Source organism: Bradyrhizobium sp. USDA 4452 (assembly GCF_054063575.1).
This window is the reverse complement of the sequence record NZ_JBSSGK010000001.1, coordinates 2224748-2240994: the sequence shown is the minus strand read 5'-3', so window position 1 is coordinate 2240994 and position 16247 is coordinate 2224748. Positions and strand designations below refer to the sequence as shown.

Sequence of the window (16247 nt, the reverse complement as noted above, 5' to 3'; positions counted from 1 at the left end):
ACAGTCATAATTCGATGCGAAGATCGTGACGGAGGACGCGTTGCGGTTTCTGAACGGCAGGTACGGCGCAGCATCGCAACCGCTCGACATCGTCGTGGCACGCCAACACGTGCGCGACGACGCAGCCCTTCGCGGCACGGGTGTGCTCGAGCTCTATGAGGAGCTGTTCCCGCCAACCGAGCGCGACAGCTCCGAAGACATCGTGCGCTGGGTGCTGTCGGACGATGTCGGAGAGCGGCGACAGTTCAGCGTCGGCAGTCAGGCAATCTCATATCGTCTCGACTCGCGCTGCTTCATCCTGCGCGCCGGCGGGCACGCGATCGGGCTCGGCTTCTTCACCTACGATCACGCAAGCGACCTGATCTTCTGCAATTACGTCGGTGTTGCGAAGGCGTGGCGCGGCGGCGGCCTGGCGCGCGCGTTCTATCGCCAGATGATCGTCATGCTCGATGCGCTGTTTCCGCGCAACATCGGCGTGGTGCTCGAGGTCGAGCCGTTCGATCGCGATCGCGTGGCTGCGATCGTCGGCGACCTCGAGCGGGCGGGCAGGCGAGAGCTTGCTGCGGACGAGCAGGACGAGATCCGCCGGTTGCTGCGCGTGAGCTGGTACGACAAGCTCGACCATGCCGTGTTCTGCGACGCGCGGACCACGCAGCCACTGCTGTGCCGCTCACCATGCCTCGATCCCTGCCTGCCGTCATCGCATTGGGCAGGAGGCGAAGAAAATTACTGGCTGATGTGGCAGGCGCGGGCCGGCGTGCCCTCCGCAAAGAGGCCCGCAAGTGAGTTCTGGCAAGTTGCCGTCACCGCGATCTACATCGAGATCCTCGCAAAGTCCCTCGTCGATGACGATCCGAACGGACGCCGCGACTATTGGGACTATGCGACCACGCTGGTGGCCGAGACGCTGCAACGGACAGCGACGACCGACGTGCATTTCGCGCGCTGCCTCGGTGAGGAGGACGGCGCGTTGTTGTCGCGCTGGCGGCGTCTTGCCATCGACCTGCCGATCTGAGCTAGAGCATGATCCGGAAAAGTGCGAAGCGGTTTTCCCTCGCGACAAACGCGGAACGCGTTTGCGCGGAGATCATGCTCAAACGACAAGCTGAAGCGCGATGACGATTCAACACAATCGCATCGCGCTTTAGGTCTACTGCGTCACAACCGGTCCATCCCCTCATCCTAAGAGGAGCCCGCGAAGCGGGGCGTCTCGAAGTACGAGGCCACCGGCCGGGCCTCATGGTTCGACACGCGCTTCGCGCTCCTCACCGTGAGGGATTCCTGACACAGCAGAACTAGGCCGCGGCGTGCTCGCTGTGCGGCACGTCGATGCCGTCGGCCGAATATTCCCGGATCTTGTTCCGCAAGGTCCGGACCGACAGTCCGAGCACGCGCGCGGCACGGGTGCGGTTGCCGTCGCAGCGCGCGAGCGTTTGCAGCACCAGTTCCCGCTCGACCTCATCGACGGTCGCACCGATCAGCAATGGAACGATTTCATTTGGAGCCAGCGACGGCAGCAGCGCTTCCGGCGACGGTACGGTGGACGCGTAAGACATGAACTCCTCCCGATCAACGCCCGCCTCGTCGATGAGGCGGAGACATCGAGAAACCAACTACCCCGTAGATCCACGGTGTGCCGGTTTGGTTAACAAGACCTTAACGCGCCGCTAACTCCCTGCTTTGTAAGCAAAATACCCAGAAATCGCCACGATTGCGGTTCCATCGGTCACAATGTCCGGTAACCGCCATCCACCATCACGATTGATCCCGAGACATAGGCCGACAGGTCCGAGGCGAGGAAGATCGCAGGCCCGACGATGTCTTCCGGCTTGCCGGCGCGGCCGAGCGGGGTGTGATCCATGAAGACCTTCACGAGGTCGGGATTGGTGGCGCGCACCTTCTCGTTCAGCGGCGTTTCGATGAAGCCGGGGCCGATCGCGTTGACGCGCACGCCGTCCTTGCCGAGCTCGGCGGCAAGCGCCTTGGTGAACCCGAGCACGCCGTGCTTGGAGGCGGTGTAGGCCGGCGAGCTCGGCGTGCGCAGATGCACGAAGGACTGGATCGAGCCGATGTTGACGATGCGTCCCTTGTTCTTGCGCAGCGGTGCGAGGAAGGAATGCGTCACGTTGAAGACGCCGGTGAGATTGATCGAGATGATGTCTTCCCAATCCTTGATCACGGCCTCGTCGGTTCCGAGCATGCCGTTGCGGCGCGCGATGCCGGCATTGTTGACCAGGATCGAGACGGAGCCAACCTTGTCGGCGACCTGCTTCGCCATCGCGACGCAGGCGTCGCGATCGGTCACGTCGAGCGCAAAGCTCTCAGCCTTGCCGCCGGCGTTGCGGATCTCCTTGGCCGCTTCGGCCGCCGCATCGCCGTTCATGTCGAGCAGCACCACGCGCGCGCCCTCTCGGCCATAGCCCAGAGCGATGGCGCGCCCGATGCCCGAGCCTGCGCCGGTGATGACGGCGATGTGATTGTCGAGAAGGGCCATGGCGTTTCCTCGTTCTGATTTGTAAGCGTTGTCGACAACACTATTCAAAACTGCCCCAACCGAAACGCCAAGCCGCGTTTGCGCGTTGCTGTCATCCGGATTCGGATGACAGTACGGACCGATCATGGACCCGCATATCAGACACTGGAAAGTTGCGATCGAGCGCTTCTGCGCGTCGCCCGATCCCGACTATCGCGAGATGGTCAGGCTGATCGCCGAGATCGCCACGACCGACATCGACGACACGCTGCGGCATGCGGCCGCACAGGTGCTGCCGATCCTGCGCCACGCGGCGCTGAAATCAGCCGACCGCCGCACCAGATCGATGGCGATGCGCCGTCTCGGCATCGTTAGCGATGCGTTGCACATGCTGTCTGCGCCGCAGTTCGGCCGGCGTGGTTTGACGCCGAAGGCGCTGACGCAGGAAGAGCGCTACCGGCAATTGCTTGGCCTGCCGTTCGGTCGCCGCCTCGCCGCGAACGAGGTCCATCAGGCGTTCAAGCGCGCGGCCAAGACGGTGCATCCTGATGGCGGCGGCAACGGCGCGGCGTTCCTCGAACTCGCCGCCGCGCGTGACGCGCTGATCAAGCATCACTGACGTCAGATCACGTGATACCTGACAGCACAAGGGCGGACGCCGCGCTGCTGCCGCGTGCCCGCCCTCTGCGCGATCGGGAATCGCTCAGAACGAGCAGGTGCCGTTGTTGAGGAGACCGGTCTTGTAGCTGAACGCGGCGTCGAAGGTCGGCAGCTCCTCGCTGACGACGGCGAAATTCGCCGGCCATGGCGTGGTCGGGATGCTCTGGTCCCAGATCTGGCAGAAGCCGGTGTCCTGCCAGCGGATCAGATGATAGGGCGTGGCGCTGGCCGGGCTTGCCGCGGCAAGCACGGACACGGTGGCGGCAATGACGGCACAGGCAATCGCAAGACGACGCATGGGAAATCTCCGGTTTGAATATGTGAATGCTCGGCGGGGAAATCCCGGAGCTCAGGGGTCGATCGCCCCGGACATGCAGTGAGTGTGGCAACCCCGGGACCAGGTTCAACACCGTTTGCGCGGACATTTCCGTCACCGATGGGCGCCTGTTGTGCCAAATTGCGCCTGACGACGCGCTTGCTACAGTCGGCGCGTCGCGATTCGTGCCGCCTCGCGACACGCGCAAATCGACGTGAACCAATCGACGATCCTGGGGAAACCGCACATGAAATTTTCATCCACCCTTCGCGCCGCGCTGGTCGCACTGCTGGCCTTCACGGGCCTCGCGTTCTCCACTGCCGCGCGCGCCGACAGCGGCTTCGTGACGCTCACGATCTACAAGGCCGGATGGTTCATCGGCGGCTCCGGCGGCAGCGGCGTGCTGACGTTCCGCGGCCGCTCCTATCGGCTGTCCACCGGTGGTCTCGACTACGGCCTGGTGTTCGGCGGCTCCAAGACCGTGCTGCGCGGCCGCGTCAGCAACATCAACCGTCCGTCCGACGTCGCCGGCGTCTACGGCGCGGCGGGCGCCGGGCTTGCCCTCGGCCGCGGCGCCCGTGCGATCGTGCTGACCAATCAGAAGGGCGCCGTGCTCGAGCTGACCGGCCACCAGGTCGGCCTGATGGCCAACGCCGATCTGAGCGGGCTTGCGATCACGATGCAGTAGGGTTGACGGTGTGGAGCGGGGCCAGCGACAGCTGATCGTCGAGCCCAGCCCACATCTGCAGCTTGGGTGGACGCGATCCATCTCCGTCACCCCCGCGCAATGGCATTGCCATTGCGCGGGATGACGGGACTTGTGGAACTGGTACCGTGACAGCGGCGAATGCCCGGGCAGGCCGGGCCCGGGCAGTCGCCGATCATCTCCCAAGCCGTTCCATGCATTTTCCGGTATCTGTCTCGCGTCCCAGGAACAAGTGTTCACTTTGTAACTTAAGACTCGTGCGTCACGGGACGGGTCTGATGAGTGCAATAAGGTCGCAAAGCGAGGAGATGGAAAAGCTGCCGGCCAAGCTGTGCCGCTGCGGCAGGCAGCCGGAGCTGGTCCGGACCATGCTCAGCGTGCAGACCGGCCGCCAAGTCCGCATGTTCGAATGCAGATGCGGTGAACGCACGTGGGACGATTAGGGCGGCTTCGATTGGGCGGCCTCTCCACGAGGCGAACGACAGATCGGCTGACCGCCCGACGGACGCCGGGTACCGGCCGAAAAGCCACAGGCCGAAACAAAGCGGCCAATTCTTAGGAACGGTTGCGGGTCGGGAAAATTAACCGAGCGTGGATGCGTTCCCGGCCCCCAAGTTGGCGCATTCACTTTCAGTCCCGGCGCTCCTCCCCGGAGTGCCGGGACTTATTATTTGCTGTTTGGCAACGGCTTCGCCGACGAGCAGCTCGTCGACCGCGCAAAAGCGTGGCGCCGCTAAGCCACGCGGACGGCGCATTGCCTTCATGCCGCGGCGTGCACTGCGCCTGGATCACCGCCCGCTGATAAAATTCAAAGCAGGTGGTAAAGCCTTCCGACGCATCGTTCCAGCACGAGGAGGCTGCCGGGCAGGGCGGCCAATGGTGTCCGCATCGTTCCTGTCCGTCGATCGCTCTGTTGCTGAGTTGCGGTGACGGTGCACTCAACGTCGCGTTCGCGGTCTAGTGCGCCGTCACTGCAATAACGATCACTCCGACAGACCTCAGCTTGCCGGCATCAGCACCGAATTGACGACGTGAATGACGCCGTTCGACTGGTTGACGTCCGGGATTGTCACGGTCGCTGCGCCGCCTTTGGCGTCGACGATCATCACCTTGCCGCCGGTCTTCCGTACCCTCAGCGGCTCGCCCTCGACGGTGATCAGGGTCTGTCCGTCCATCAGCTGATCGGCGTTCAGCTTGCCGGGAACGACATGGTACGTCAAAATCCTGGTGAGCGTCGCCTTGTTCTCGGGCCTCACGAGTGTCTCGACCGTCCCCTTGGGAAGCTTGCGGAACGCTGCATTGGTCGGTGCGAACACGGTAAAAGGTCCCGGTCCCGACAGCGTGTCGACAAGCCCTGCAGCCTTGACCGCCGCGACCAGCGTCGTGTGATCCTTCGAATTTACGGCGTTGGCGACGATCGTCTTCGACGGATACATCGCAGCGCCTCCGACCATCACGGTCTTTTCCTTGGCCGAGGCTTCAGGCAATGGACCTGCAAACGCGATCAGCACGGCAGTCGCGGCAGAGCCAAGCACGGAAAGTTTCATGTGAGCGTCTCCATTCGTGAGGTCGGGCATTGCCCGTTTGCAATCGATGCGATGTGTACGAGGCGCGCCACAGTCGAATGACGGTGGACCATCGCGCGAAAATCAGGACGCAGATCGCGCCTTGACTTCACGTGGAACGCTGCCTGAATGCTCCCGGATCACCGTTCGCAGATAAATTGCGAAACGGGTGATCCAGCCTCATCGAGCCTTCGTTTCACCAGCACGGAATCGTCGGGAAGGGCAGTCATGATGTCTGGCATCGTGATACATCGCTCATGAGGTTTGGAAGGCTGGTCTTGTTCGTCGTGGCAGTGCTCGGGGCCGGTTTTGCCATGGGGTATCTGAACAGGCCCGATGTCTGGTACGCAGCCCTGAACAAGGCTGCGTTCAATCCGCCCAACTGGGTGTTCGCTCCGGCTTGGTCGATCATCTACTTGTTGATCGCCATCGCGGGCTGGCGTGTTTGGGAGCGGGCTTTGCGCATCAGCCGGCGAATCTGGTTGACGCAACTGGCTCTGAACTTCGCCTGGTCGCCGATATTCTTCAGCTTGCACCGGCCCCTCACGGCGCTTGCCGTCATCCTTGCCTTGTTGTCCGCAATCGTCATCTTCCAGGTCACGACGTGGAAGGCAGACAAGGTCAGTGCCCTTCTCTTCGCCCCTTACGCATGCTGGGTGGCGTTCGCCTCGCTGCTGAATGTCGAGATCGTCCGCCTGAATTAGCGGATGTCACACTTCCCTGGCGCACCGAAGCCACTCCGTGTAGGCCTCGCCCCAGCTGGGCGGGCGGCCATGATAGAAATGATGGACACGCCCGGTGCCGAGCGACCTGTGGCTCACCATCGCCCTTCGATGCGCGCCGTCCCTGATGTAAGCCCGCATGCTGTTCTCGTCTGTCCACACCGTGACTGTGTGGTAATAGCCGTTCGCGACCCTTGCCGACACGGAAACGTTGCCCGGCGCCCGGCGTGCCTGCGCCAGGCATCTGAGCGTATGCCACCAGAACGGCACCAGCTTGATCCGACTGGCCGGCTTGAACCCCGTAACGGAGACGAAAACCCCGATCATCGATCATCCGTGAGCACGATCCCGATGCGGCCGACATGCGGGCAGCGGCGAATACAGCATGGGAACCGATGCAGATACGCCTTGGATCGGTGTTTGGATCACCAGGTCCTGCAAAGCCGCCGGGATCTCACGGCATCGATACAGGCCGGTGCCGTATTAAGGTGGCATCCCATTGGCGATCTAGAGCTTTGTCGAGCGAAGTGACCACCGGCTTCCGTGAAGAAAAGCCCGTCGAGACAAGATTCTAGAGCCCCGTCCGATTGCATCGGAACGGAAATGGCTCCAGGGGCCAGCGCGCGACCGGGTGATTTCGGAATATTGGAAATGTATCCGTGAGTTGCCCGACGTGTCAAGTCGAGCGCCGGCCCATTGCCGGCTACTGTGCATGGGGTTGTTTTCGATATTTTGTCTAGCTGATGGCGTGAGCCGCCTCGGTCCACGCAGGGACGGCGCAGCGTTCACCTGAACAAATGCAGCGCTGCGTATTGCAGCAGCATGATGGTCTTGCCGTCGACGATGCGACCATCGCCGATCATGGCGAGCGCATCGTCGATCGCAAGCTCCAGCACCTCGATGTCCTCGCCCTCGTCGGCGAGTCCGCCGCCATCGCTGACGCGCATCGCGGCGTCGTATTCGGCGACGAAGAAATGCAGCTTCTCGGTCACCGCACCCGGCGTCATGAAGGCTTCGAACACCTTGCGCACATGTGCGAGCCGGTAGCCGGTCTCTTCCTCCGCCTCGGCGCGGATGCGCGCCTCCGGCGCGGCGTCGTCGAGCATGCCGGCGGCGGCCTCGATCAGGAGATCGTCATAGCCGTTGGCGAACGCGGGATAGCGGAACTGGCGCACCAGCACCACGGTGCGGGTCTTCAGATTGTAGGGCAACAGCGCCGCGCCGTTTCCGCGGTCATAGACCTCGCGCACCTGGGTCTGCCATTCGCCATTGCTGCGGCGGTAATCGAAGGTCGCGCTCTTCAGCTCGTAGCGGCGTTTCGACAGCAGCTCGACGTCCTTGACGCGGACGCGGTCGGCGATGCTCATGCGTCGATCCTCAGTTCTATCACGGAATAGCTTCGCGACCGTCGAGCCATTTGGCCAGCATCACCGAGGTCGATTCCTCATAGCCGAGCGATTGATAGAAGCCGCCCGCCTTGGCGTTCTCGCGACGCACCAGCAATTGCAGCTTCGGCACGCCGGCATTGCGCAGCCAGTCCTCGGCGGCCGCCATGATGGCGCGGCCAAGCCCTTTGCCCTGGCAGTTGGGATCGACGGCGACGTAATAGACCCAGCCGCGATGGCCGTCATGGCCGACCATCGCAGTTGCGACGATCGTGCCCGAGCTGTGGCCGACCAGGATGGCGGAGCTTGGCCCGCGCCGTGCCAGCGCGATGTCGGCGGCCGGATCGTTCCAAGGCCGGGTCAGGCCGCACGCCTGCCACAGCGCGACGACAGCGCCGACGTCGGCGTCGGTGATCTCTGCAATGGCGAGGGAGGCGGGCATTGTCGCCTGCACGGTCACAGCACCTTGCCCGGGTTCATGATGCCGAGCGGATCGAGCATCGCCTTGACCTGCCGCATCAGCTCGATCGCGACCTTGTCCTTGACGTCAGGCAGCTCGTCGCGCTTGAGCACGCCGATGCCATGCTCGGCCGAGATCGAGCCGCCCATCCGCAGCACGATCTCGAACACCACGGCGTTGACGTCGTGCCAGCGCGCCAGGAAGTCGGCCGCGTTGGCGCCGACCGGCTGGCTGATATTGTAGTGGATGTTGCCGTCGCCGAGATGGCCGAACGGCACCGGCCGCGCCCCCGGGATCAGCTTCACGACCGCCGCGTTGGCCTCTTCGATGAAGGCGGGCACGGCCGCGACCGGCACCGAGATGTCGTGCTTGATCGAGCCGCCTTCCGGCTTCTGCGCTGCCGACATCTCGTCGCGCAGCTTCCAGAACGCCTGGCGCTGGCTCAGATTGGCGGCGATGACGGCGTCGTCGACGATGCCGTCTTCCATGCCCTGGGCGAGGATCGCCTCCAGCGCATCGCGGGCGTCGTCGCGCGACGACGACAATTCCATCAGCACGTACCAGGGATGCTTGCTCTCCAGCGGATCGCGGATGTCGATGCCGTGGCGGATCGAGAAGTCGACCGCGATGTCGGCGAGCAATTCGAAACTCGTCAGGCTGCCGGCCGCCTCGTTGCGCGAGATCGACAGCAGCTTCAATGCCGCCGCGGGCGATTTCAGGCCGACATAGGCGGTCTCGACCGCGCGCGGCTTCGGAAACAGCTTCAAGGTTGCCGCGGTGATGATGCCGAGCGTGCCTTCGGCGCCGATGAAGAGGTTGCGCAGATCGTAGCCGGTGTTGTCCTTCTTCAGCTTCGACAAGGCGTTGAGTACGCGGCCATCCGCGAGCACGACCTCGACGCCGAGCGCCATCTCGCGCGCCACGCCATAGGCGAGCGCGCCGGTGCCGCCGGCATTGGTCGAGAGGTTGCCGCCGATGGTGCAGCTGCCCTCGGCACCGAGCGACAGCGGGAACAGCCGGTCGACGTCGGCTGCCTTCTGCTGCGCGATCTGCAGCACGACGCCGGCCTCGCAGGTCATGGTGTTGGATTCGACATCGATGTCGCGGATCTTGTCGAGGCGCCGCAGCGACACCACGACCTCGCCATTGTGCGGCGTCTGGCCGCCGACGAGGCCCGTGTTGCCGCCCTGCGGCACCAGCGCGATCCGGTGCTCGCTCGCAAGCTTGCAGATCGCGGCGACTTCGGCGGTCGAGCCCGGCCGCAGCACCAGCGGCGAGCGGCCGTGAAACAGGTCGCGCTCCTCGGTGACGTAAGGCGCGATGTCGGCGGTATCGGTCACGGCATATTTGTCGCCGACGATGGCGCGGAATCTTGCAAGCAATTCGGGCGGAAGCGGCGGCACCGCTGATTGGACGGTGTTCATTTCTTCTTGGTCTTTCACTCAGTCGGGATCTTTATTGTGGCATGACCGCGGCGCAAACGCCTGGGGTCTGTCGCGCGGACAACCGGCTGGCACATTTCCGGATCAACGTCCAACCGCTGCGCGGCGCAGCCGGTCGTTGATGGCTTCGCCGAGCCCGTCCTCGGGTATGGGCATCACTGCGATAGCATCCGCGTTTCTCTTGTCGAGCGTGCGAAGGTAGCCGAACAGATTGGCAGCGGCCTCGGCCAGATCGCCGCGCTCGGACAGGTTCATCTCGACGGAGGCGCATTCGCGCCGCGCGACCTTGACCGGTCCGAACGACAGCAAGGCTTCGCCGACATGGACATCGATGGCATTGAGCCGCACCGGCGTCCGCGGCGCATAATGCGAGGCGAGCATGCCCGGGGCGATCGGCTGAGCGTCGCTTTCGGCATCCTGCGGCGGCGATCGCAAGGGATGGCCGAGCACGCGCTCGATCTCGGCGCGCGTCAGCCCGCCCGGCCGCAGCAGCACCGGATCGGAGAAGCAGCCGACGATGGTGGATTCGACGCCGACCTCGACGGGGCCGCCATCGACGATCATGTCGATCCGGCCCGCCAGATCGCCGTTCACATGCTCGGCCGTGGTGGGCGAGACGTGGCCGGAGAGATTGGCCGACGGTGCTACCACAGCACCGCCGAAGGCCTTGATGATATCGCGCGCCACCTTGTGGGCCGGAATGCGGATCGCGACCGTATCGAGCCCGGCGGTCGCGAGTTCGGCGACCGGGCAGGAGAGCGCCTTCGGCAGCACCAGGGTCAGGGGACCGGGCCAGAATGCTTCCGCCAGTCGTAACGCCTGCCCGTCGAACAGGGCGATCCGGCGCGCGGCGCCGAGATCGGCGACATGGGCGATCAGCGGATTGAAGGCCGGCCGGCCCTTGGCCTGATAGAGCCGGGCGATCGCGGCGGCGTTGCCGGCGTCGGCGCCGAGGCCATAAACCGTCTCGGTCGGAAACGCCACCAGGCCGCCCTCGGCCAGAACCCCGGCCGCGGTCGCCGTGGCGGCGGCGCCGGCGGGCAAAACGTGCGTTTTCAGGCCTGTATCCACTGTGACTCAATTCCTCAATTGGTTGCCTTTGGTCCCTTGCGGTCCCCGAAACCCGACGCTATAAGCCGGCCTCCTAGTCGGAGTGTGGCTCAGCCCGGTAGAGCACTGCGTTCGGGACGCAGGGGTCGCAGGTTCGAATCCTGCCACTCCGACCAGATTTCCTTAGGTTTTTTCTTCTCATCGGTGGCTGTTCCCAAGTCAACCACCGATTTGACCACCGAAACATACCGCGCTTTCTGGCCAATGGCTGCCGCCGCCCCGTGCAAATGATCGGGATGGTGATGGCCATAGGTTTCCTGCAGGACCTCCGCCGACATGCCGAGGAACCCGGCTGCCTCCCAAATCGGCACGCCGCGCTGCATCAACCAGGTCGCTGCCGTGTGGCGCAACGTGTGCGGAGTGACTTTCCCGGGTAACCTGGCCAGATCCACGGCAGATTTGAAGCCTTTCTTCACGGAAGCGACCGGCTTGCCATTGAACTCGACGAAGCAGGTGTTGATCAGCTTCCGGTCTTGCCAACGACGCAAATGAGCCAATAGCCGGGGTGGGAGCGGGGCTGGCGTCTGACGCTTCTTGGTAGCTCGCTTCCCGATCGGCCTTCGGTAGAAGATACCACGCTCGAGATCGACGTACGAGTGTCCAAGCTCGGGGTAAGGCGATGCCGCCGCGATTGCCCCGGCCCTGGTGCCGGTGTAGAGGCCGATCAGGATAAATCTGGCCACGTGTCGCAGCGGCCGGCGGTCTGTCCGGACCGGGTTGCCCCTTGAGCTGCCGGCATGGACGGTCTGCTTTTCGCGATAGCGCCAACATTGCCAAATCAGGGCCGCCGCCTCGCTGCGTGTCAGCCATCGGTCGCGTGCCTCACCTTTTGCCGGGAGGGATACGCGAACCGTGCCGCGGTGAAATCCCTCCTTTGCATGATGGTTGATCGCGGCACGAAAAGTCTCGAGGTCACGACGCGCGCCGCCCCGGCTGCCGCGATGTTTGACGTAACCGGCACAGGTTTGCGCGTTGACTGCCGCCAGCTTCTTGCCGCCCCAGAAGTCATTAAGCCGGTCGATCCTCGCTTCGATTTCAAACTGATCACCGGGCTCGCCGATATCGGTCAGATAGATCGACAGCACGTCGGCGCAATCGATGTCGTCGATATCTCGTCGGCTGCGCTCCGGTTGGTATTTTTGCGCGATGTAGTCTGCTAGCGCTTGCTCTGCTTTCTGCGGAGGCTTTGTTTCAGACGCGCTCGCAATGCATCCTGTGGCGATATGCCGGTCGCCGTCTTTGATAATCCAAACGGACTGGGCGACGAGGTCGCCTCCGCGATACCGTGCTTTGCGTCTGTAGAGCCGGGCTCCTTTGCTTGGACGCGGCATAATTCCCTCATTCTCTCTATATGAAAGAGTGTCGTGTAATCCTTGCCTGCAATGCGCTCGATGACGAGCCTTCCGCGAGAACTCTCTCTGCGCAACCCGGAGGCGGTCATCGAACCATCGGGAAATGCCACGGCCGCTGCTACAGAAAGCCGAAGCGGATCATGCAGACCAACAGCTTCGCGGTGCTTTGTGTCGATCATGTCAGCGGCATCGCGAAATCGCGAACGCATTGACGATGATCGGGCCTTAGGCGAGTGACATTCTTGTTTCTCTGATTGTTTAGAGCGTGTGTTTGTCTCGGGGGTGACGGGAGCCGGACATGTTATCCTGCATTGATCAAAGGTGCGGCCCTGATCAGCGTTGCCGCTTTTGATCAGCCGCCCCGTGGTGCTGGACGTCTCGGGATTGTCAGAGCCCATCGGCACATACAATCAACCCGTGGACGGCAACTCAATTGCGACGAGCCGCAGTTTGGGCCGACATGAGCGGGCAGGAAGAATGCCTGGGACGGAAGCGCCAGCGTTAGCTTAGGTGCGGATATCGATCACTTTTGCGAAGGGCCTCATTTTCACGTTGTTCGTTTCGGCTAAATTTCAATTGGTCAATCTTTGCTACCGTCAACGGTGCGGGCGAAACAGGCTCGACGAAGTTGGCCGCTGACCTGGCTATGCGCAGCGATTCACACGCCGGCCGATAGGTCTATCCGGTTCAACAATATGCGGCGCTTACTGGGCCGGGGCAGTCCACCCGTACGCAATCGCAGAATGGGTTCCTTGAACCCAATTGCGGGCTCGACACGGCTTGCTAGATTCTATCGGGTTGGATGTTTTGTCGCTACTGGTAGATTCGACAGGTGGGGCTCGGCCTGACGGCCCCATGGGTGCTCTTCGGTTCGGGATCCCGGTGCGCTCGATGTCTGTCTTGCCGCTGCTTCGGGGACGATTTCCCTGCTCATGGCTGTACGACCTATGGCAACCGTCCCGCCGTCCGAAACCCTCGCATGCTTCTTTTTTCCCCGCCGGCAAGCCGGCTCCTCGCGGCCGCTTCGCTGCAAAAAAGGCGCGAGCTCGGGTGCGCCGCTGACGCTTCGCCCCAGGGGTTCGGCGGCGTTCCGGCCGCCATGACGGTCTCGCCATCGCAGGGGATCCGCCCTGCGGCAGCGAAGGAGACAGACCATGACTGCGATCGGATTCGTCACCCGCAACGACAACGGCGGCTTTAGGGGCGAGCTCAAGACCTTGTCCATCCGAGCCCACATCGACATCGTTCCCAACAGCGCCAAGTCGACTGAGGCTCAGCCGGACTTCCGCATCCTCGCCCAGGGCGTTGAGATCGGAGCCGGCTGGATTCGGCGTGGCGAAAGCAGCGGCAAGGACTACGTCAGCCTGTCACTTGCGGCACCTGAACTCGGGTCTCGCAAGCTCTACGCCAACCTTGGCCGAGCCGTCGGCTTGGGCGACGACAACGGCTTTTTCCTGATCTGGAATCCCGGCGACTAGCCCGGGATCTTGGGCTCCCGCACCTCGCGCGGGAGCCTTTCTCCAGCGGCCAGCTTAAGCGTGCGCGATCGAACGCCGAACGGCATTCGATGTTTGTGCGTTGGGCAAAAAAGCACGAACAACGAGCGCAAGGTCGAGACTGTTCTCCTGCGCGGCTTTGCCTAAGGAAGGCTTGAGGGGTACTGCCCGTCACCCCGCGAAATCCGCGAAGTCTCGAGATTCATGCCGCCATCGATCCTCGCCTGGGGCGAGGCGTCGTAATGCTGTTTGGCGGGCCTGTCGAGGCGCCTGGAAGAGCTGCACGGCTTGACCTGAACTGGCCGGTTCGTGTCGATAGGGAGCACCGTCTTGTGGGAAATCCGCTTCAGGGCCAGGTTCGAGCGAATGCTCGAAACGCCGGTTATGCGGGAGAGCTTGTTTACGATGAGATCCTCGAGAGCCTCGATATCAGACACCATAACACGAAGAAGATAATCGTTGTCGCCGGTCATGAGATAACATTCCATCACCTCGCCAAGGCGATCGATTGAACGCGTAAAGCTCTCGAGTGATGGCTGGGCCTGCCTTTCAAGCTTTACTTGTATGAATGCTGTAACGCCGATGCCGAGAACTGCGGGATCCAGCACCGCAATTCGCCGGTCAATGACCCCGAGTTTTTCGAGCGTTCGAACTCGAGCGAGACACGGAGACGGTGAGAGATTGACGCGGGAAGCGAGTTCAACGTTGGTCAAACTTGCGTTCTGCTGCAGTTCATTCAAGATCTTTATGTCGATCCTGTCCAAAGCCGTCGTCGTCATTTCATTCTCCCATGGGCAAGCATTCGTCGTCCCATCGAGGCCCGGCCCCTCGCGTTATTCCGCGAGGTGACATCTCGATGAAACAAATGCTATCTCTCGCCCGGGCGTGTAGAATTTCGATAAAATGACGACTTGTATCGAAAAACGGTCAATCTGATCTTGCCGCCCGAACATGTGGCCCGCGCGCAGTTGGCGGCTGCCGTCGTGATGAGCAACGCGATTGCAATCTGTGCACTGATCCGGTCGCGGGAACTGAACCGGTCCCAGCCCAGCCCGCGGTCATTGGAGGGCCCGGCTTTGTCGTCGACGAATCTAGCCGGGTAATTGGTAGGGCAGTATGTCCCTGCGATCGCGGTCTATTCTCAATCTGCTCTTGAGCGGCGGGATCGCGCGTTGAGGACAGTTGGTCCGTTCGCAGATTCGACAAGAAATTCCGATCGGATCGAAAGTGCCTTTGCTTGTGAGCTCAAGCCCGTCTGCATATACGAAATCTTTTGCATAGGAGACTTCGCATCCCAGCGCGATGGCATAGCGCGGGCGAGGAGAGCCGAAGCCGCCCCGGCCTTTCGAAAGTTCGGTTGCGATGCAAAGAAATCGAATGCCGTCCGGTGTCTCGGCGAGTTGCCGAATGATTTGGCTTGGGGCCTCGAATGCCTGGTGCGCATTCCAGAGCGGGCAGGCGGCTCCGTAGCGTGCAAATTGCAGTTTTGCCGCGCTGTGGCGTTTGGTGATGTTCCCGGCGCGGTCCAATCGGGCGAAGAAAACGGGCACCCCCTTCGAGCCCTGCCGTTGAAGCGTCGACAGGCGATGAGCAACCTGCTCCAGGCTTGCGCCGAACCTGGTCGCGAGCAATTCGAGATCGTGCCGCAGCTCTCGAGCGGATTGCAGGAATCGTTGGTACGGTAGAACGAGGGCGCCCGCAAAATAGTTTCGCAATCCGGCGGCGCACACGTTTCGGGCATCGACTGATCGAAATGTAGCTTTATCTGCAATCTGACCAATCCGCTCTTCTTGTTCGAGAGCTGCGATTTGCAGGGCGATCTGGAAGGTCCGGGTTGGTGTCGGCAGATATTGGCTCAGAAACAGCGTGCGCGATGCGCGATCGAATTGCCGCAATGAAGTCTCGTTCGGGCCGCTCTGGCGAATCCGTACGCCATGTTTCGCTTCCAGGTAGCTGATCAACGCGGTCGTCGGGTTGCTGTCGGGAATATTCAGCCGGTCGGCAAGAGCCTCGGCAGCGGTATCCAACTCATCGACGTAATTGTCGACCAGGTGAAAAAAATCGCGAACTTCCTCATAAGCCGTCGGTTCTCCCGCCAGGTTGGCGATCTGGCTATCCAGGCTGGCGAGTTGCTCGCTGTTGCGCCGATATGCCTGATGCGCGTTCAGGAGCGCTTGAGCAAAACCGGGAGCGTTCTGAACCACCAGCTTCAACTCTTGTATGCTGGGCGCGTAGGAGGCGAAGATCGGATCAGCCAATGACTCGGCCAGCATCGAAATGACTTTGTCGCTGTCGTTGAGCGACAAAGAGCTCAGGTCGACCTGAAATTTTTCGGCAAGCAGCACCAGCACGGAGGCCGAGACCGGCCGCTGATTGTTCTCGATCTGGTTCAGGTAACTGAGCGAGATTCCCAGCCGCTCCGCGAATGCCGCCTGGGTGAGCATTTTGCTCTCCCTTACCTCGCGGAATCTGCGGCCGATATAAAGCTTTCCTGCCATTTGCAACTTCGCAATTTGCTGTTTTCATTTCTGTAACATGTGCAAATGTGCGTCTTCAAGCC

At 62.3% G+C, this 16247-nt stretch carries 18 protein-coding genes, 1 tRNA gene and 1 pseudogene; 7 read left to right on the top strand and 13 right to left on the bottom strand.

Features of this window, described 5'->3' with window-relative positions:
• Positions 1-40 precede the first annotated feature (40 nt).
• On the top strand, positions 41-1015 hold the full coding sequence (locus ACVISU_RS10685; protein ID WP_456706932.1) for a hypothetical protein: 975 nt from the start codon (positions 41-43) through the stop codon (positions 1013-1015).
• A 280-nt stretch (positions 1016-1295) separates the two neighbouring features.
• Here ACVISU_RS10685 and ACVISU_RS10680 read toward each other — a convergent pair whose 3' ends face one another.
• A complete protein-coding gene (locus tag ACVISU_RS10680; protein ID WP_021076090.1) occupies positions 1296-1556 on the bottom strand; it encodes a helix-turn-helix domain-containing protein in 261 nt (86 codons plus the stop codon).
• A gap of 170 nt (positions 1557-1726) precedes the next feature.
• On the bottom strand, positions 1727-2494 hold the full coding sequence (locus tag ACVISU_RS10675; RefSeq protein ID WP_456706931.1) for an SDR family NAD(P)-dependent oxidoreductase: 768 nt from the start codon (positions 2492-2494) through the stop codon (positions 1727-1729).
• Positions 2495-2618: 124 nt separating this feature from the next.
• Between ACVISU_RS10675 and ACVISU_RS10670 the strand changes: the two genes are divergently transcribed.
• Positions 2619-3092 carry a hypothetical protein gene (locus ACVISU_RS10670; protein ID WP_456706930.1) on the top strand — a complete coding sequence of 158 codons (474 nt, stop codon included), beginning with the start codon at positions 2619-2621 and terminating at the stop codon, positions 3090-3092.
• 84 nt (positions 3093-3176) lie between these two features.
• Here ACVISU_RS10670 and ACVISU_RS10665 read toward each other — a convergent pair whose 3' ends face one another.
• A complete protein-coding gene (locus tag ACVISU_RS10665) occupies positions 3177-3431 on the bottom strand; it encodes a hypothetical protein (protein ID WP_050406832.1) in 255 nt (84 codons plus the stop codon).
• 265 nt (positions 3432-3696) lie between these two features.
• Between ACVISU_RS10665 and ACVISU_RS10660 the strand changes: the two genes are divergently transcribed.
• Positions 3697-4137, top strand: coding sequence for a hypothetical protein (locus ACVISU_RS10660; protein ID WP_456706929.1), 441 nt, complete (start codon positions 3697-3699; stop codon positions 4135-4137).
• 1016 nt (positions 4138-5153) lie between these two features.
• Here ACVISU_RS10660 and ACVISU_RS10655 read toward each other — a convergent pair.
• Positions 5154-5702 (bottom strand): fasciclin domain-containing protein, encoded by a 549-nt coding sequence (locus tag ACVISU_RS10655; RefSeq protein ID WP_456706928.1) that lies wholly within the window; start codon positions 5700-5702, stop codon positions 5154-5156.
• Between the two features lie 305 nt (positions 5703-6007).
• Here ACVISU_RS10655 and ACVISU_RS10650 point away from each other — a divergent pair, with 305 nt between their 5' ends.
• On the top strand, positions 6008-6424 hold the full coding sequence (locus ACVISU_RS10650) for a TspO/MBR family protein (protein WP_456710800.1): 417 nt from the start codon (positions 6008-6010) through the stop codon (positions 6422-6424).
• Positions 6425-6430: 6 nt separating this feature from the next.
• Here ACVISU_RS10650 and ACVISU_RS10645 read toward each other — a convergent pair whose 3' ends face one another.
• The 5 genes from ACVISU_RS10645 to ACVISU_RS10625 all read right to left on the bottom strand — a co-directional run bounded on the left by ACVISU_RS10645 (position 6431) and on the right by ACVISU_RS10625 (position 10800).
• On the bottom strand, positions 6431-6769 hold the full coding sequence (locus ACVISU_RS10645; RefSeq protein WP_244522235.1) for a hypothetical protein: 339 nt from the start codon (positions 6767-6769) through the stop codon (positions 6431-6433).
• Between the two features lie 458 nt (positions 6770-7227).
• Positions 7228-7809, bottom strand: coding sequence for an NUDIX hydrolase (locus ACVISU_RS10640; protein ID WP_050406836.1), 582 nt, complete (start codon positions 7807-7809; stop codon positions 7228-7230).
• Between the two features lie 19 nt (positions 7810-7828).
• Positions 7829-8269, bottom strand: a complete 441-nt coding sequence (locus ACVISU_RS10635) for a GNAT family acetyltransferase (protein WP_456706927.1) — start codon at positions 8267-8269, stop codon at positions 7829-7831.
• Positions 8270-8283: 14 nt separating this feature from the next.
• Complete coding sequence (locus tag ACVISU_RS10630) at positions 8284-9711, bottom strand: FAD-binding oxidoreductase (RefSeq protein WP_456706926.1); 1428 nt, start codon at positions 9709-9711, stop codon at positions 8284-8286.
• 102 nt (positions 9712-9813) lie between these two features.
• Positions 9814-10800, bottom strand: coding sequence for an L-threonylcarbamoyladenylate synthase (locus tag ACVISU_RS10625; protein ID WP_456706925.1), 987 nt, complete (start codon positions 10798-10800; stop codon positions 9814-9816).
• A gap of 78 nt (positions 10801-10878) precedes the next feature.
• Here ACVISU_RS10625 and ACVISU_RS10620 point away from each other — a divergent pair.
• Positions 10879-10955, top strand: a tRNA-Pro gene (locus ACVISU_RS10620).
• 135 nt (positions 10956-11090) lie between these two features.
• Here ACVISU_RS10620 and ACVISU_RS10615 read toward each other — a convergent pair.
• A pseudogene (locus tag ACVISU_RS10615) lies at positions 11091-11522 on the bottom strand (site-specific integrase); the annotation flags it as partial.
• A 54-nt stretch (positions 11523-11576) separates the two neighbouring features.
• Here ACVISU_RS10615 and ACVISU_RS10610 point away from each other — a divergent pair.
• Entirely contained in the window at positions 11577-11999 is a 423-nt protein-coding gene (locus tag ACVISU_RS10610) for a hypothetical protein (RefSeq protein ID WP_456706924.1), read from the top strand.
• Here ACVISU_RS10610 and ACVISU_RS10605 read toward each other — a convergent pair.
• Entirely contained in the window at positions 11996-12370 is a 375-nt protein-coding gene (locus ACVISU_RS10605; protein ID WP_456706923.1) for an excisionase, read from the bottom strand. The two genes, ACVISU_RS10610 and ACVISU_RS10605, sit on opposite strands and share 4 nt — an antisense overlap.
• Before the next feature lie 975 nt (positions 12371-13345).
• Here ACVISU_RS10605 and ACVISU_RS10600 point away from each other — a divergent pair.
• Complete coding sequence (locus ACVISU_RS10600; RefSeq protein ID WP_163155369.1) at positions 13346-13669, top strand: DUF736 domain-containing protein; 324 nt, start codon at positions 13346-13348, stop codon at positions 13667-13669.
• A gap of 161 nt (positions 13670-13830) precedes the next feature.
• On the opposite strand, the gene ACVISU_RS10595 is transcribed toward ACVISU_RS10600, so the two are convergent.
• Complete coding sequence (locus ACVISU_RS10595) at positions 13831-14466, bottom strand: Lrp/AsnC family transcriptional regulator (RefSeq protein WP_456706922.1); 636 nt, start codon at positions 14464-14466, stop codon at positions 13831-13833.
• A 312-nt stretch (positions 14467-14778) separates the two neighbouring features.
• Entirely contained in the window at positions 14779-16185 is a 1407-nt protein-coding gene (locus ACVISU_RS10590; protein ID WP_456706921.1) for a helix-turn-helix domain-containing protein, read from the bottom strand.
• Positions 16186-16247: the final 62 nt, after the last annotated feature.

What these genes read in the sequence shown, in the direction of transcription:
- ACVISU_RS10680 (WP_021076090.1), bottom strand. Translation starts at nt 1,556, where the DNA reads ATGTCTTACGCGTCCACCGTACCGTCGCCGGAAGCGCTGCTGCCGTCG.
- ACVISU_RS10675 (WP_456706931.1), bottom strand. Translation starts at nt 2,494, where the DNA reads ATGGCCCTTCTCGACAATCACATCGCCGTCATCACCGGCGCAGGCTCG.
- ACVISU_RS10670 (WP_456706930.1), top strand. Translation starts at nt 2,619, where the DNA reads ATGGACCCGCATATCAGACACTGGAAAGTTGCGATCGAGCGCTTCTGC.
- ACVISU_RS10665 (WP_050406832.1), bottom strand. Translation starts at nt 3,431, where the DNA reads ATGCGTCGTCTTGCGATTGCCTGTGCCGTCATTGCCGCCACCGTGTCC.
- ACVISU_RS10660 (WP_456706929.1), top strand. Translation starts at nt 3,697, where the DNA reads ATGAAATTTTCATCCACCCTTCGCGCCGCGCTGGTCGCACTGCTGGCC.
- ACVISU_RS10655 (WP_456706928.1), bottom strand. Translation starts at nt 5,702, where the DNA reads ATGAAACTTTCCGTGCTTGGCTCTGCCGCGACTGCCGTGCTGATCGCG.
- ACVISU_RS10645 (WP_244522235.1), bottom strand. Translation starts at nt 6,769, where the DNA reads ATGATCGGGGTTTTCGTCTCCGTTACGGGGTTCAAGCCGGCCAGTCGG.
- ACVISU_RS10640 (WP_050406836.1), bottom strand. Translation starts at nt 7,809, where the DNA reads ATGAGCATCGCCGACCGCGTCCGCGTCAAGGACGTCGAGCTGCTGTCG.
- ACVISU_RS10635 (WP_456706927.1), bottom strand. Translation starts at nt 8,269, where the DNA reads ATGCCCGCCTCCCTCGCCATTGCAGAGATCACCGACGCCGACGTCGGC.
- ACVISU_RS10630 (WP_456706926.1), bottom strand. Translation starts at nt 9,711, where the DNA reads ATGAACACCGTCCAATCAGCGGTGCCGCCGCTTCCGCCCGAATTGCTT.
- ACVISU_RS10610 (WP_456706924.1), top strand. Translation starts at nt 11,577, where the DNA reads ATGGACGGTCTGCTTTTCGCGATAGCGCCAACATTGCCAAATCAGGGC.
- ACVISU_RS10605 (WP_456706923.1), bottom strand. Translation starts at nt 12,370, where the DNA reads ATGATCGACACAAAGCACCGCGAAGCTGTTGGTCTGCATGATCCGCTT.
- ACVISU_RS10600 (WP_163155369.1), top strand. Translation starts at nt 13,346, where the DNA reads ATGACTGCGATCGGATTCGTCACCCGCAACGACAACGGCGGCTTTAGG.
- ACVISU_RS10595 (WP_456706922.1), bottom strand. Translation starts at nt 14,466, where the DNA reads ATGACGACGACGGCTTTGGACAGGATCGACATAAAGATCTTGAATGAA.
- ACVISU_RS10590 (WP_456706921.1), bottom strand. Translation starts at nt 16,185, where the DNA reads ATGGCAGGAAAGCTTTATATCGGCCGCAGATTCCGCGAGGTAAGGGAG.